This is a genomic window from Telmatobacter bradus (genome assembly GCF_048629425.1).
GTDB lineage: Bacteria > Acidobacteriota > Terriglobia > Terriglobales > Acidobacteriaceae > Telmatobacter > Telmatobacter bradus.
Genome location: NZ_CP184532.1, coordinates 4,842,800 through 4,858,473, shown reverse-complemented (window position 1 = coordinate 4,858,473; position 15,674 = coordinate 4,842,800). Strand labels below are relative to the sequence as shown.

Here is a 15,674-nt window from a genome sequence, read left to right as displayed (position 1 = left end):
CCTCCGGTGTCCTATCGCCTTGCGGCGTGCGGAGATCTCGCTTCCGACATACTCGTGCACTACGGTCAATCTCGGGCCGTTTTCATCTCACAACGCAATGTAAGCCGGAGGATAACGTCTTTACTAATTGACGGCTTGAGCGAATCTCTTGGCTACATAATCTCTGGAGAAAGTTAGCCGGACAGGGCCTTTTTTACGTTCAGCAGCGTACCTATCTTACGATGTGCCACGGCTCGACGCAAAGATGAATCTTGACTTTGAACCTAAAAAATCCAAAATAGTTGCCTGAACGGGAAAAATAGTTGCGGAGACGAAAAACACTTCTTCTGGTCAAAATTCGTACAATGACTGCTATGCGAAACTGTCTGTCTTTCTTGTTGTCTTGTGCCCTGGTTGCCGGCGGTTTGCAGCTTCAAGCCGCATCCTTTGATCTGGCAGGTCCCAAAGTGGACGTCCACATAAAACGCGGTCAGAACACATTGCCCATCGCCCAGGCCGCCAATCTACAGGCCGGTGACCGTATCTGGATTCATCCCGATCTGCCGCCCAGCCAGTCGGAGCATCTTATTCTGGTGGTTGCCTTTCTGCGCGGTGTTACGAATCCTCCGCCCAATGAGTGGTTTACCCGGGTGGAAACGTGGAACAGCGCCGTTCGCAGCGAGGGCGTTTTTGTCACCGTGCCCGCCGAGGCGCAGCAGGTACTGCTGTTCCTGATGCCAGAGACCAGTGGCGACTTCAACACCCTGCGCAAGGCCGTACACGACCAGCCCGGCATATTTGTGCGCGCGGTACAGGATCTGGAAGCCGCCAGTCTCGACCGTTTGCGTGTGGAAGCCTATCTGAACGCCGTCAAAGTCACCTCGCAGTCGGATCAGAAGACGCTCAAGGAGCGCGCCGAGATGGCTTCCCGTAGTCTGGGCATCAAGCTGGACCAGGACTGCTTCAATAAGCCTGCCGACCAGCAGGCCAACTGCTTAGCGCAGAAACCAGAGGGTTTGGTGCTGGACGACTCCAGCACGCAATCGCGCGTTGAACAGCTGGCCAGCGGATCCACCACCGACCTGATGAACAACATCAGCGCTTCCAGCATGGCTGGCGGGGGCGTTTACAGCGCGTATGTGGGCGCGATTGTTGATACTGCCAAGATTCTTGGCTCACTCCATACGGCGCACTTCCAGTACATCCCGGCTCTGGCGCTGCCTACGGGCGATACGCTGAATCTGCGCTTGAGCACGCCGCCTTCGTTTCGCAATCCAAAGTCGGTGGTCGTGGTGGCATTGCCTTCGGTAGGCGCCGTCAAGCTCCCGCCGCTGCATCCGGTTACGCCCACCGACAGCTATTGTGCCCAGAAGCCAGGTCTGGTGCTGCCCGCCGAGGGTGCGCCGCTAGTTTTTGCCAGCGAACTGGCGCACGATCTTTCGCTGTACGTTGAGCCTACGGCGGCCTCGGCCGGCAAGCCGCTGGACCTGCCTGTCACGGCCGACCCGATCAAGGGAGGTCTGGTGCTGACTCATCCCGCTCCTGCCCTGCCCGCCGGTGAGTTGACGGCCGAGTTGCGCGGCAAGTGGGGATTTGAAAACTGGGTTGGGCCGCACTTCCATCTGCGTTCCAGCGCTCCGGGCGCCTGGACGCTTCTGCCTGCCGATCTGGCCACACTGGTGGTGGGCCGCGATCAGACCTTGCATCTGGAAGGCCAGGAGACGCTCTGTGTGGACCGGATCGAAGCCGATAGCGGCAACGGCAAGCCCACCAAACTGGTGTGGAAGTCGGTCCAGCCCGGCACTCTGGCCCAGCCTAACGCCCAGTCTAAGCCCGGCGCTGAGGCGCTGCCCAACTCCCCTGCCCAGCCCAACACCATGGAGCTCACGCTTCCGCTCAAGGATGCGACGCCCGGTTCGCTCACCCTCAGCATCTATCAGTTTGGGCAGGAAAAGCCCCAGACGCTGACGGTGAAGACCTATGCCGATGCGGCCACACTTGAGCGCTTCAGCCTGAGCGTGGACGATCCGGTGGCCACGTTGAAAGGTACGCGGCTGGACGAGGTGGCAAAGGTCAATCTGGAGGGAATCGCCTTTGTTCCCGGCGAACTTTCGCACGTGGGTGAAGCGGAGCAGTTGGAGATGAAGACTGCGGGCGAAACGAACCATCTTGCCCCCGGAGCCCGGCTCATGGCCCGTGTAGCGTTGAAGGATGGCCGCGAGATGAAGGTGGCAGTGCTGGTTGATCCGGCGCGGCCACGGGTGACACTGGGCAAAAAAGGTGTGCAGCAGATCGCTGCGGCTGGTGCGCAGGTGCGTTGGGGCAGCCCCGACGATCTGCTGCTGGATGGTCGCCTGGTCTTTTTCCTGAAGACAGTGATTCCGGCTCGTTTTCCGCACGACGAAAAGGTGGAAGTGGCCGCCGTCGATGGCAGCTTTCACACCCTGCTTTCGGTGGCCGATGGCGGCATGTTGCTCTCTGATGCCCATACGGCCATGATCAGCTTTGAACCGCTGGCTCGTTTTGGCTCGTCGGCCTTCGGGCCCATTCAGGTGCGTGTGGTGGCCGCCAGTGGAGCGGCTGGGGACTGGCTACCGTTGGGCACGCTGGTGCGCCTGCCTGTTTTTAAGGAATTGCGCTGCCCCCATGCGGCTGCCAAAGCCTGCACGCTGACGGCCAGCAATCTCTTTCTGGCAACGGCCTTTTCCGCAACCGAAGACTTTACCAACTCCGTCGAGGTGCCGGTCGAGTTTACCGGAACCGACGTCAGCGTTCCCCATCCGGCTGCGGGAGGATTGCGGATGAAGTTGCGCGACGATCCTGATACCGTGCAGATACTGAATCTGCCGGTACTGCCTGCGGCGGGAGCTGATTCCAAAACTACGGCAGAGGCCACACCCTCTGGCGGCACGTCGGCCCAAGCTACGGGCAGCGCTGCCCAGAGCGAAACATCTGCAGCCAATGCTCCGCCCAGTGCCCCAGCAGGATCTGCCGCAACCCCCGCAGCAACGTCTGCCGCGGATGTTCCTCCAGTAGCCCCTCCGGCAGTTCCTCTGGCCCCGGCCGATTCCAAGCCAGTAGAAAATGCTCCGGAACAGAAAAAGCCCTGAAAAAAGGCATGGCCTGCCACGGGCTGCAAAGCCCAGGCAGGCCAGATGTCTTAATCCAGGAAGATCAGAGCTGTTTAGTTGTAGTATGCCTTGTTTACTTCAGCGAAGTTGGCCTTGTCGGCCGGCAGCTCATCGATCGAGTAGATCGCGTTCGACGGGCAGACAGGGGCGCAGCTGCCGCAATCAATGCACTCGTCGGGGTTGATGTAAACCTGGGGAACGGTGGCCGCGGCCGCATCGCCCTTGGCCGGGGAAATTGCCGCAGAGGGGCACTCATCAACACAAACGAAATCCTTGGTACAGGCGTCGGTAACCACGTAGGCCATGGAAGAAGCTCCTTAGTGAACTCAAGTTGGGCGTTGCCGAAGGTCCGGCAATTCGCCTCGCACTCAAAGCCTAGAGGCTGGCGAGGGGCTTCACCGTGACTCAAATCACATTGGGATGTTTTTGAGACTGCAATGTGGGACGATGTCTCACGCCAGGATGCCGGTCAAAGGTTCGCGGATTCCAACCAAGCTTTTACCGCGCATTGACGTCTTTTTTGCAGTGTTGACCCATTCTTGGGGCATGAGACTCTCCCAGCCTGTATTCTCTCTGTCTCTGCTGCATGGCTTCTGGAACTGGAAATGCGCGCTTATGAGTGCGACGGCCCGTTCGATCATCTATCTGCTGGCCATGGCGCGCCACGGCCAGCAGGGCCGTCTGGCCGTGGTTCTGGTGGAGGTGGCTTACGTTACGCTGACCGCCGGACTCTGGGCTGGACTGCAGCAACGCGCTCTTGAACTCAAGCGCCGAGCAATTGGCAATCTGATCGTGGTGGTGGTGGTTCCCAGTTTTGCCCAGGTCCTGGACTGGGCCGCGCATGCGCTGACCGGAGCAGCGGCCCCGCCACGGGCCATGGTTGCAGTTTGTGCCTTTACCCTGCTTTCGGCGTTCTTTCATCTGTATGTGATGCGGCAAGGGGTATTCCTGAGCGGCAAGGGTCGTTCGCTGACGGAAGACTTCCGCCGTATGCCCCGTCTGGTGGCGGCTTTTGTGCTGCGGCCCCTGGCAACGGTGGCAGCGCCGATGCAGCGTCTGGTGCGCATGCTGGAACCCGACGCCATGCTGTAGGTCCTCTGCGTGGGTACGAGTGCGAACAGCCCGGTCAAGAATGGCCTGCCTGATGCAGATCAATGCAGGCGTATCTTCACGCCGACGCTGATGCCGTAGCTGGAGATTGAACCAAAGGTGAACTCTGGCCAGCTTTGGTATTCGGCATCGATCACACGTACATAGACGCGGTGATTGAGGCTGTAGTCGAGGCCTCCGCCCATGGTCCACACGCCATAGCGTCCGGTGGCATAGCCATAGGGGAAGCTGAGGTCGCCAATGCCGATCAGGAGCTTGCCATAGGGTTGTGCTTTACCCCAGATGCGGTGGTAGCGCACTCCCGCCGAGTAAGTCTCCACATGTTCGCCGGAGAGATTGCGCAGCCTGAGCCAGTGCGCTTCGCCTTCCAAGCCCAGTCCGCGAATTGTATCCGCATCCACAAAAAAGCTGTAGCCGCTCAGGTTGTGCTGGGTATAGCTGAGGTGGAAGAGGGATGCCGCTCCGCCTGCCGAGACGCGAAAGCTGCCGCCATCGGCCGCCGGAGCTACCTGCGACCTCGCGGCACGAGCGCCCGTCAGGCTTGCCAGCAAGACGGCAGCCATCAAAGCCATCAAAATGCGCCGCAGCATGCGCCCCTGTCTGCCGGATTTTCCGCAGAGTGCTACCAAACCAGTCATTCGTCCCCCGGGGAAGTGGGAGGCTATCGTGCTTCTCTGCTCGAATGATCGTCCTCAAAATGGACTTTGATGACAACAGACTGTATGCAGAAGGTGGGGTTCTTCCGCCTCTAGAACGCAGGTGCAAAACGGACAAAATCCCCGCATAAAGTTCGGGTACCACTTGTCCCCGAATGGGTGTAGGCTGAGCCGCAGGCTGATTTCGGTGTGCGAGGCTGGATTTGCCCGGAGGTTGTTGCGATGGAATCGAGCCAGGAGCCGTTGTTCCGCCAGAATGCGAGTCATGACGCGAATCAGAACGCGGAAAGCCCGGCGGAGAGTTCCCTGCCTCCCGATCTAGATCAATGCTTTACGCGCGAAGCTCAGTTTTACGAGAAGCTGACCCAGCAGAGGGTCCGTTGCCAGCTTTGCCCGCACGGCTGTCTGGTGAGCGAGGGCGAGCGTGGAAGCTGCGGTGTACGGGAAAACCGGGCCGGCGTTTTCTATACGCTGGTGCACTCCCGTCTGGCTTCCGTGCAGGTGGATCCCATTGAAAAAAAGCCGCTCTTCCACTTCCTGCCCGGCAGTCAGGCCTTTTCCATTGCCACTGCCGGTTGCAATGTGAGCTGCAGCTTTTGCCAGAATCAGGATTTGGCGCAGACACTCCCCGAGCTACTTCCGGCCGAATACGCCCCGCCCGAGTCCATTGCCACCCTGGCCCGCCAGTCCCATTGCCAGAGCATCGCCTATACCTATAGCGAGCCCACCATCAGCGCCGAGTTCGTGATGGACACAGTTGACGCGGGGCACGACCTGGGCCTGTGTAGCGTGGCCATCTCCAACGGCTATGTGCAAACCAAGGCTTTGCGTTCGCTCTTTGGCGGAATGGATGCGGTCAAAATCGATCTGAAGGCATTCACGGAAAAGTTCTATCGCGAGGTGGTGCATGGCCATCTGAAGCCGGTGCTCGATGCGCTGCTTACGCTGCGCACCATGGGTAAGTGGATCGAGATTGTGTATCTGACCATTCCCACGCTCAACGACAGCGAGTTGGAGATTCACGAGATGGCGCAGTGGGTGAAGAGCAGTCTGGGCCCCGATGTGCCGCTGCACTTTACCCAGTTTCATCCCGCGCATCAGCTGCGTGGCCTGCCCATTACGCCGGTGGCAACGCTGGAGCGGGCGCGGGCCGTGGCTCAGGCGGCGGGTCTGCATTACGTCTACATTGGCAACGTGCCCGGCCACGCGGCGCAGAATACCTACTGCCCGGGCTGCGGCAAACTTCTGGTGGAGCGGGTGGGTTTTACCGCCAACAAACTCCTTGTACGCAAAGACAATACCTGCCCTTACTGCCTGCATGGGGTTGCAGGGGTGTGGCAGGCATAGCCACTTTTAGGCCTATGCTGATACATTGCGGCAAAAGCAAATCACGCAGTTTTATTTGGCTGGCAGCTTGTTTCCTTCTGCTGTCGGCTCTGACGCAACTGGAATACGTGTGCTGTATGGAGGCGAAGAACGTGCGTGAAGCCGCTGTAGCGGGAAAATTTTATCCGGGGGATGCCGCCCAGTTGACGGCCACCATGGATATCATGTTGGCCGCGGTAAAACCTACCATTATCGATGGAACTGTTCTGGCTGCCGTTGCGCCTCATGCGGGCTATGCATACTCCGGACCGGTGGCTGCCTATACGTATGCGGCACTCAAAGGCCATACCTGTAAGCGTGTGGTACTGATTACCCCCTCGCACTTTGAGAGCTTCGGCTTCACTTCCGTCTACGCCGGCGATGCCTACGCCACACCGCTTGGTCTGGTGCCGGTGGACAAGGACTTCGCGCGCAAACTGGCGAAGATGGACCCGTCGATTCAGCTTTCCGACAAGGGCCACAAGCCCACGGCTGCCGGCGGCGAGCACGCGCTTGAAGTGCAGTTGCCGTGGCTGCAGCACATCCTTGGCAGCTTTGAGCTTGTGCCCGTCGTCATGGGCGATCAGAGCTACCAGAGCAGCCGGGCGCTGGGTGTGGCGCTGGCCAAACTGATTGCCGAAGAGCAGCCGCAAGGGCCACCGGGCGAGACGCTGGTGCTGGCCAGCTCTGACCTCTCGCACTATCACCCCTACTACGAGGCTGTTGGCATTGATCACAAGACGCTGGCCGCACTCGAAAGTTGGGACTACTACAGCATGTCGCGCAACTTTGAATCGCACATCTGGGAGGCCTGCGGCGGCGCACCGATCGTAGCCACCATGATCTATGCCGAGCGCATGGGCGCTAACCGCTCGCTCGTGCTCCGGTACGCAAACTCGGGCGATACCTCAGGCGATGCGGCGCGGGTGGTGGGCTATAGCGCAGCTCTCTTCGTGAAGTCCCCTGCCACGGTGGGGGACGATGCGCCATTTTCGCTCCACAGCGACGACAAAAAAGAGTTGCTCTCCATCGCCCGGCGCACGGTGGAGAGCGTTGTTGGCGAGCGCCAGCAATTCAATCCTGAGCCGTCGAAGAGCGAAACGCTTAATCACGAGTACGGTGCATTCGTCACGCTTACCAAGTACGGTCAGCTGCGCGGCTGCATTGGCTATACCGCGGCCATGAAGCCGCTCTACCTGACGGTGCGCGATACCGCTACGCTGGCCGCACTGCGCGATCCGCGCTTTCCGCCCGTCGCGCCCGGCGAATTGCCCGAGCTGGAGTACGAAATCTCGGTGCTTTCGCCGCTGCGGCGGGTGACAGATCTTACACAGATTGAGGTGGGTCGCCACGGATTGCTGATGAAGAACGGCAGCCACGAAGGCCTGCTGCTGCCGCAGGTTCCGGGAGCATTCGGCTGGGATCGCAAGACGTTTTTAGAGCAGACCTGTGCCAAGGCCGGTTTGCCGCACAATTGTTGGCAAAGCGACGACACTGACATCTTCCGTTTCACGGCCGATGTCTTTCACGAAGAAAAATTAGAAGTAGGAAAATAGAAAGGAAGGTTGGATGGTGCGCCCGGAGAGGTTCGAACTCCCGACCTAATGCTCCGGAGGCATTCGCTCTATCCAGCTGAGCTACGGGCGCATCCTGATTTCAGGATACCCTAAAATCCTGCGCTGCGGAGCAGAAACCCGGGCAAGGTCATTCAGATGGCGTGGGATGGACCGGAGAGACAATCGCACGGGAGTAATTTTAGAGACTTTGAGCGTGGTCTAAATGGGATGCTAAGGCGTCTCAAATTCTAATAAGGAAATAGATCCCCAAGAGAACATTCCATCTTTGTCTGCGTACGTTACTTTAAAATGAACAACTTGAAGAATTGTCCCAAACAGCGTTTCTGAAGTATACGTTTGCGCATTTGCGCGCCGTCGGTTTTCCGCATAGCATAGACCTATTCATGGTTCAGTCCTTCCAAGCCGCCCGGCTTTTTGCTTGTTGTTGTCGCTTCTAGCGCATACACGGCACGACTGAATTCCCGCGTCCAAAAATCCCTTGATTGAACACTCCGCCAGCACTTCGGCGGGTGTGTTGTAGTCTCCTGCTTTGACGCGAACCCCAGACACAATTTTCACCACTGTTTCAGGAGAATGCGCAGATGTTCATTTCTACTCCAGTACATCGTCGTTTTGGCCTGCATGCCTGGAAGATCTCCTTCGCTTTGTTTCTTGGGCTAACTTTTTTTGCTGCTGAGTTGGCACGCTCTCAGGCCACATCTGCCACCATCACCGGAACGGTGTTGGACGCAAGCGGAGCCGCGATTCCCGATGCAACCGTGACGGTGACCAACGAAGGTACGCATGTGGCTACAACGCGCCAGAGCAATCAGGTAGGCGTATTTGATTTTCCGGCTTTGCCCACCGGCTTTTATACGGTGAAGGCGGCCAAAGCGGGTTTTAATACCTACGCCGTGCAGAAGGTTGAGCTGCATCCGGCCACGACTTCGACGGTGAATGCCACCTTGAAGACGGCCAATGCCCAAACCGAAGAGGTGTTGGTGACAGCCACGGCGGCACAGGTGGAACTGGCCACGCCGGAAGTCTCCAGCGACGTGGCGGGTTCCCAGGTTTCGGCGTTGCCGCTCAATGGCCGCAACTATCAGGCGCTGGCCGCTGTCATGCCCGGCGTGCAGAACATCAACGCCGGCACGGGGCTGACCACCGGCGGCCGTTCCACCAACAATTCCATCTCGGTCAACGGCGGACTGACGTTTTCCACGGTCTATTACCTGGACGGCATCTGGAACGAAAACACCGGCAACATGACGCAGACCACCATCATGCCCAACCCTGACTCGCTTGAAGAAGTGCGTGTGCTGCAAGATGATTACAGCGTGCGCTACGGCTTTCTGGGCGCATCGGTGGTATTGCTGCAGACGCGCTCGGGCTCTAACCAGTTCCACGCCACCGCATGGGAGTACCTGCGCAACGACGATCTGAACGCGCGCAACTACTTCAGCACCACGGTTCCTACCCTCAAGCAAAACATCTTCGGTTACAACGTCGGCGGGCCGGTGTTCATTCCCGGAGTCTTCAATACCAGTCGCGACAAGACGCACTTCTTCTGGAACGAACAGTGGGTGATCAATCACGCGCAGAGCACGCAAAACGGCTATACGCTAACCGATGCCCAGCGCGCCGGACACTTTACGGAAAACCTGAAAAATCCGTTGACAGGCACCAGCTTTCCTCATAACGTTGCCAACGGCTACTACGATCTTTCCGGCTATCTGAATGCGAGTGCCGTGGCCTACGTCAACGCTCTGTATCCGGAGCAGAACTACTCCAAGTCCGGTTCCAGCTATAACTACATCAACAACAAGCCGGCCATTACCGATCAGCGCGACGACGAGATCAAGGTCGACCACTTCATTACGCCCAAGCATCACCTGACCGGCGAGTTTCTGGACGAGTATCAGGACTACCGCCAGAACTCCTTCAACAGCGCCACCAGCGGTGAAGTTTTTGATGTGAACTGGGAAGAAGATTACACGCACAACAAGGTTTTTGGTCTTTCGCTCAGCTCCACGCTGACCGACAATCTGGTGAACACCATCAGCCTGTCGTCGAATATCTACTATCTGGATCTGACCGTGCAGGGAATCACCGACGTCAGTTCGCTCTCTGGCTATTCCTCTTCGATGCCCTATTCCGGCACTTATTCCACCCGTCTGCCGATAGTCACGCTGTCGGGTTCCAGCACGTCGTATTCCCCGGAGGGCGTTCCGGCCTCGCGCCCGCTCAATCATGCGGACGATCTGGACAACCTGATCTCCGACGACTTGAGTTGGCAGCATGGTCGCCACTTCTTCCAGGGCGGCATCGACATCATGTTCAACACCAAGCGCCAGAACGTGGGTCGCGCCACCAACGGCCAGTGGACCTTTAACGCCAGCTATACCAAGAACACGGTCAACGGCGTCACCTACTCCAACGCCATGGCTGACTTTTTGACGGGCCATGCCGCCACCTTCACTCAGTACAGCGATGAACGCCGCATCCCGGTGCATGCGACCATTATTTCGCCCTACATTGAAGACCGCTACAAGGTGAGCAAAAACCTGACGGTGACGGCGGGCATCCGCTTCAACCATCTGCCGCTACCGGCCCCAACTTCGGGCAAGGTTACGTCGTTCCTGCCGAGCGCCTACGTGGCTTCTGAAGCGCCCACCGTCAGCACTACGGGCGTCATCACCTCGACGGGCTACAACGCGACCAACGGCCTGATTACCAACGGCGTGAATGGCGTGCCGAACAACTTCTTCAACGCGCACAACTGGTACTTTGGCCCCAACGCCGGCTTTGCCTGGGATATCTTCGGCAACGGCAAATACTCGCTGCGTGGCGGCTACGGACTGAACTTCTCGCGCATCTTCACCAATCAGGATTGCTCCTTCAACTGCGCCTCCAATCCGCCCTATTCCACCTCGGCCAATCTGACCTCGCTTACCTTTGGCGAGGCAACCTCCACCGGATCCTCGGCCAGCACATCGATTGCCACCCTCTACGCCGCCGATCCTAACGTTCGATCCACGCAGATTCACAGCTTCAACCTCTCGCTGGAAGGCGATCTGGGCAGGAACTGGCTGGCTTCGATTGCCGGCGCTTCCAGTCAGGTGCGCCACCTGCGCGGCATCTGGAACCTCAATGCGCCGGGGCACTACGGTGCGTACGACTTCAACCCGGCCATCAACGTAAACACCAGCTACTCCACGTATTACTACGCGCCTTATCAGGGCTATTCGTCGATTACCACCTATGAGTCGAGGCAGGGACAAAACTGGAATGGCCTGGAAGCCAGTCTGAAGCACCCGGTGACCAGTTCCATCTTCTTTACTCTGGCCTATACCTGGTCGCACAACCTGTCCAACTACACCGGCTCAACCTTTACGGTCGTTGATCCCTACAGCCCGTCCAAGTACTACGGCAATACGCCGGGCTACGACTACCGCCATAGCGCCTCGGGTACGTTGATCTATACCGATCCCTGGTTCAAGAAGGGCAACCGGATTGAAAAGCTGGCGCTGAGTGGATGGCAGTTCTCCGACATCACCACACTGCGTTCCGGCGTGGCCATTGATCCCGGTCTGAGCTATACCGGCCAGGGACTGGCTTCGCGTCCGGATCGCGTGGCGGGCCAGTCACTGAAGGGAGCCAAGACGCTCTCGTCGTGGTTCAATACCAGCGCTTTTGCCAAGCCTGCGCAGGGCTATTACGGCGATTCGTCCATCGGCCTGATCACCGGACCCGGCATAATCGACTTCGACATGGCGCTCTACAAGGACTTCTCCATTGTGGGCAGCCACACGGTGCAGTTCCGCGGCGAAGCCTTCAACGTCTTCAACCACACCAACTTCAGCGGGATTGCCAGCACTCTGGGCGCATCCAACTTGGGTCAGGTGACCAGCGCGCTTGACCCGCGCATCTTTGAAGTTGCGCTGCGCTACAAGTTCTAAAAGCAGCAACAAGCAACAAAAAGGCCACCGATTCCTGAATGGACTCGGTGGCCTTTTGTTGCTGTCAGCTTTTTGTTCTCTGATCTCTGCTCTCTACGGATAGATGCGGTGCAGCGTGCGGGCGAAGGGAATCGTCTCGCGTACGTGGTCGAGTCCGCAGATCCAGGCCACGGCGCGTTCAATGCCCATGCCAAAGCCGGAGTGGGGCACGCTGCCGTAGCGGCGCAGGTCCAGGTACCACTGGAAGGCCTCAACCGGCAGGTTGTGCTGCTGGATGCGGCTCAGCAGCAGCTCATAGCTGGAGACGCGCTGGCTGCCGCCGATCACTTCGCCGTAGCCCTCGGGGGCCAGAACGTCCACGCAGAGCGCGTACTTCGGGTCCTTGGGATCCGGCTCCATGTAGAAGGCCTTCACGTCGGAGGGATAGCGGTGAACCATGACCGGGCGCTCGAAGAGGTTGCTCAGGTAGGTCTCGTCGGGCGAACCAAAGTCGTTGCCGTACTCGAAGGGATTCTCGAGCTTGCCATCCTTGTAGGCCTGGTTGAGCATGTCGGCTGCCTCGTCGTAGCGCAGACGCGGGAAGGGCGGAATGATGGCCTGTAGCTTGGTCACGTCGCGGCCAATGGTGGCCAGCTCCGGCGTGCGGTTCTTGATGACCGACTGCACAATGTGCGAGATGAAGTTTTCGGCCAGTTCCAGCAGGCCGTCCAACTCCAGGTAGGCCACTTCCGGCTCAATCATCCAGAACTCGGTCAGGTGACGGCGGGTTTTAGACTTTTCGGCGCGGAAGGTGGGGCCAAAGCTGTAGACCTTGCCGAGGGCCAGTGCGGTGGACTCAATGTAGAGCTGGCCGGACTGGGTCAGGAAGGCCGGATCGCCAAAGTAATCCACCGGGAAGAGCGTGCTGGTGCCCTCGCAGGCAGCGGGCGTCAGAATAGGCGGATCGGTGCGGATGAAGCCGCTGGTATCGAAAAACTCCGCGGCGGCACGCATGATCTCGGCGCGGATGCGCAGGATGGCCGACTGGCGGGGCGAACGCACCCACAGGTGGCGATGCTCCATCAGGAATTCAACGCCGTGCTCCTTGAGGCTGATCGGGTAAGGATCGCTCTCCGGGGTGCGGTGAATGACTTCGACGTTCTCCACATCAAGCTCAAAGCCGCCGGGGGCGCGCTGGTCGGCGCGGACCTTGCCGGTGACGATGAGGCTGGATTCCTGCGTAAGTCCCTTCAGAGCCTCGAAGACTTCAGCCGGGACGCTCTTGACGTGGGCCACGCCCTGCACCGTACCGGTGCCGTCACGGAAGATGGGAAACAGCAGCTTGCCACTTTCGCGCAGGTTGTAGAGCCAGCCACGCAGGGTGACGGACTGGCCTTCAAACTGACCTAGAGAGGCAATCGTAGCGATGGGCGCCGGCATGGGGGCCGGACAGATCTCTTCTGACATGGTTTTGTCCTGCAGGCTGGATCGGGAATTCGCGGCCTGAGCTTTTAGGATAACGCTCCTGAACTAAAGATTGTGCTCAGAGAGAGGCTTGCAGTGCGGATTCCAGCGTGGATTGCAGAAATGTGAATCCGGAGGTAAGCAATTTTGCCGGGGTAGCTCTGGTGCTGGCCAGCAGGGTTTCATCGGCCATTTGCCCAAACGCCAGTCGCAAAAGCGGGGCTGGCGCCCGAAAAAAAGTGGGTCGATGCAGTTGGTGGCCAAGGGTGCGGGTGAATTCAGCATTGGTCGCGGCCTGCGGCGCGGTCAGGTTCATCGCTCCTTCCAGATCCGGTCTATCCAAAACAAATAAAAAACCGCGGAGGGCGTCTTCCAAGCTGATCCAGCTCATCCACTGGTGGCCGTGGCCGAGCGGACCGCCCAGGCCCAGGCGGAAGGCCGGCAGCATCTTTTGGAGCGCCCCGCCGCGCGGAGCCAGAATCACACCCAGCCGCAGATGGGCCACGCGAATGCCTGCCTGCCGGGCCGGTTCCGTGGCCTGTTCCCACTGCTGGCAGAGTTCGGCCAAAAAGCCCGACCCCGGAGCGGAGCTTTCGTCCAGCAGCTCGTCGTCGCGGTTGCCGTAGTAGCCCACGGCAGAAGCCACCAGCAGCGCCTTCGGTTTTTTCTGCAAACCGGCCAGTGCTTCGGCCAGCGCGCGGGTGGAAGCCACCCGGCTCTCGATCAGCTCGCGGCGGTATTTTTCCGTCCAGCGCTGTGCTCCCACGTTGGCTCCGGAGAGGTGAATGGCCGCTGCGGCGTCTTCCAGTCCGCCCGTATCCACAAAGGTTGGGTGAGCCGCCGGATCCCAGAGGAGGGTCTTTCGCCCTTCCACGGGCGGAAGAGGCGTATAGCGCACCAGTTGCGTCACCGGTTGGTGGCGGAGGGCCAAAGCCCGGCAAAGGGCCGTACCCAGTAGACCGGATGCGCCGGAGATCAGGATCTTCTGCTCGTCCTCAGGCATGGTGCTCCTCTCGGGAAATACGCGGGGCTTCTGATGCAGGAAGTTTACGGGGTCGAGCTCCTTTTTGTCGTAGGATAAGAAATTTTGATGTGGACAAAAATAGAAAAGGCATTCATTCTTGGATCGAAGACTAACTTTCTACTTATTTTGCAATCAGGAGGGCTCGGTGAATACCCTCGCGGACCCCATTCAGGAAGAGATGCAACGGACCTTGGCCGATGCGGAAACGGCCGAGCAGTTCATTGCAGAAAAACAGATTGGCGAGCGCATTCGCCGCCTGCGGTTGAAGAAGTCCATGGGGCTGGTGGAGTTGGGCAAACACACCGGGCTTTCGGCCAGCTTTCTTTCGCAGCTTGAAACCGGCCGCGTTGTGCCCACGTTGCGCAATCTGGCGCGTATTGCCATGGTCTTTTCAAAGGATCTTACCTACTTCTTTGAGACGGAACCCTCGGCGCTCTTTCGCGTGCATCGCCGCAAGGAGCGGGTGCGCTTGCCGCAGACCGGCGCGGACACCCCGAGTTACTTTTTTGAGAGTCTGGGCTACATGGTGCCAGACCGGCAGATGGACCCGTATTTTGCCGAGTTCCTTGCCCGGCCGGAAAATCCAGAGCCGCGCGCGCACGCGCATCCGGGCTATGAGTTTCTCTACATACTGGGTGGCGAATTGACCGTGCGTCACGGCAACCACAAGGAGACCCTGGAGGTAGGCGATTCGGTGTATTTCGAATCCGGCACGCCGCACTCCTACGAGTGTGTGGGGGCTGTCAATTGCGCGGCGCTGATCGTTACCATGCAGCCGACGCAGTTATCGCATCCGCCCACGCGTGCCCCGCATCCACCGGCGGCCACCTTCCCCAAAGGCAAGGCAGAGCCCGCCCTGTAAAAACGGTGCTTCCGTCAGGACTGGATGCCGGCAAAATACGTCGCTACATCCTGCCAGGAATTCACGCGCACAAATCCCGTTGCATTCAGGTTGTGCGGGGCGCTGTAGAGCAGTCCCTGGCCCTGAAAGCGGCGTAGATTATCGGGCAGATCGTCGATCAGATAATCGGCCCGCAGAATCTTCTTGTCGCCGCAGAAGACGTAATGGGTGGGCGGAATAAACGAAAAATGTTTTTGCAGCCAGCGGAACTTGGGCCCCAGTGAGTTGGGTACGATCATGGCCTGGGTGGCGATGAAGACCTCAAAGCGCGGGGCCAGAGCGTGCAGAACCTCTTGTGCGCCGGGAATCACCTCCAGAACCTCGAAGAAATCTTCGGCGTCCAGAAAGTCTCGTACCTGTTGCAGGCGGTCGCTGGGCGCAATTTCCCAGATGCCCCGCCCGGCCAGATCGTCGGGGGTGAGCTGCTCGTCGAAGGTCTGGTTGTAACGGCGCAGATGCTCGGCCAGCGTATCGGCCATTACCTCGTCCATATCCACGCAAATTCTGGGAATGCGCTGAGCCTTCTTCATATTCGTTGATTGAAAGAGTA

At 59.0% G+C, this 15,674-nt stretch carries 11 protein-coding genes and 1 tRNA gene; 6 read left to right on the top strand and 6 right to left on the bottom strand.

From position 1 onward, the window contains the following. Nucleotides 1-377 precede the first annotated feature (377 nt). Nucleotides 378-3,089, top strand: coding sequence for a hypothetical protein (locus ACOBR2_RS20195; RefSeq protein ID WP_420237880.1), 2,712 nt, complete (start codon nucleotides 378-380; stop codon nucleotides 3,087-3,089). 74 nt (nucleotides 3,090-3,163) lie between these two features. On the opposite strand, the gene ACOBR2_RS20190 is transcribed toward ACOBR2_RS20195, so the two are convergent. Beyond that, the gene (locus tag ACOBR2_RS20190; RefSeq protein WP_420237879.1) at nucleotides 3,164-3,415 is read right to left on the bottom strand and encodes an indolepyruvate ferredoxin oxidoreductase subunit alpha; all 252 of its coding nucleotides are present in this window, start codon (nucleotides 3,413-3,415) and stop codon (nucleotides 3,164-3,166) included. Nucleotides 3,416-3,725: 310 nt separating this feature from the next. Here ACOBR2_RS20190 and ACOBR2_RS20185 point away from each other — a divergent pair, with 310 nt between their 5' ends. Continuing rightward, complete coding sequence (locus tag ACOBR2_RS20185) at nucleotides 3,726-4,202, top strand: hypothetical protein (protein WP_420237878.1); 477 nt, start codon at nucleotides 3,726-3,728, stop codon at nucleotides 4,200-4,202. A 59-nt stretch (nucleotides 4,203-4,261) separates the two neighbouring features. Here ACOBR2_RS20185 and ACOBR2_RS20180 read toward each other — a convergent pair whose 3' ends face one another. Then, on the bottom strand, nucleotides 4,262-4,858 hold the full coding sequence (locus ACOBR2_RS20180; RefSeq protein WP_420237877.1) for a hypothetical protein: 597 nt from the start codon (nucleotides 4,856-4,858) through the stop codon (nucleotides 4,262-4,264). A 240-nt stretch (nucleotides 4,859-5,098) separates the two neighbouring features. Here ACOBR2_RS20180 and amrS point away from each other — a divergent pair, with 240 nt between their 5' ends. Both amrS and amrB read left to right on the top strand, forming a co-directional pair. Beyond that, on the top strand, nucleotides 5,099-6,223 hold the full coding sequence (amrS, locus tag ACOBR2_RS20175) for an AmmeMemoRadiSam system radical SAM enzyme (protein ID WP_420237876.1): 1,125 nt from the start codon (nucleotides 5,099-5,101) through the stop codon (nucleotides 6,221-6,223). A 131-nt stretch (nucleotides 6,224-6,354) separates the two neighbouring features. After that, nucleotides 6,355-7,797 carry an AmmeMemoRadiSam system protein B gene (gene amrB, locus ACOBR2_RS20170; protein ID WP_420237875.1) on the top strand — a complete coding sequence of 481 codons (1,443 nt, stop codon included), beginning with the start codon at nucleotides 6,355-6,357 and terminating at the stop codon, nucleotides 7,795-7,797. Between the two features lie 14 nt (nucleotides 7,798-7,811). Here amrB and ACOBR2_RS20165 read toward each other — a convergent pair. Further along, nucleotides 7,812-7,888 (bottom strand) — tRNA-Arg (locus ACOBR2_RS20165). Nucleotides 7,889-8,399: 511 nt separating this feature from the next. On the opposite strand from ACOBR2_RS20165, the gene ACOBR2_RS20160 reads away from it, so the two are divergent. Next, on the top strand, nucleotides 8,400-11,756 hold the full coding sequence (locus tag ACOBR2_RS20160) for a carboxypeptidase regulatory-like domain-containing protein (protein ID WP_420237874.1): 3,357 nt from the start codon (nucleotides 8,400-8,402) through the stop codon (nucleotides 11,754-11,756). Between the two features lie 93 nt (nucleotides 11,757-11,849). Here the strand turns inward: ACOBR2_RS20160 and asnS are convergent, their stop codons facing one another. Both asnS and ACOBR2_RS20150 read right to left on the bottom strand, forming a co-directional pair. Next, entirely contained in the window at nucleotides 11,850-13,202 is a 1,353-nt protein-coding gene (gene asnS, locus ACOBR2_RS20155; protein ID WP_420237873.1) for an asparagine--tRNA ligase, read from the bottom strand. A 76-nt stretch (nucleotides 13,203-13,278) separates the two neighbouring features. Then, nucleotides 13,279-14,202, bottom strand: coding sequence for a TIGR01777 family oxidoreductase (locus ACOBR2_RS20150; RefSeq protein ID WP_420237872.1), 924 nt, complete (start codon nucleotides 14,200-14,202; stop codon nucleotides 13,279-13,281). Nucleotides 14,203-14,368: 166 nt separating this feature from the next. Between ACOBR2_RS20150 and ACOBR2_RS20145 the strand changes: the two genes are divergently transcribed. Then, nucleotides 14,369-15,085, top strand: coding sequence for a helix-turn-helix domain-containing protein (locus ACOBR2_RS20145; RefSeq protein ID WP_420237871.1), 717 nt, complete (start codon nucleotides 14,369-14,371; stop codon nucleotides 15,083-15,085). Nucleotides 15,086-15,099: 14 nt separating this feature from the next. Here ACOBR2_RS20145 and ACOBR2_RS20140 read toward each other — a convergent pair whose 3' ends face one another. Then, nucleotides 15,100-15,654, bottom strand: coding sequence for a 5' nucleotidase, NT5C type (locus tag ACOBR2_RS20140; RefSeq protein WP_420237870.1), 555 nt, complete (start codon nucleotides 15,652-15,654; stop codon nucleotides 15,100-15,102). Nucleotides 15,655-15,674 lie beyond the last annotated feature (20 nt).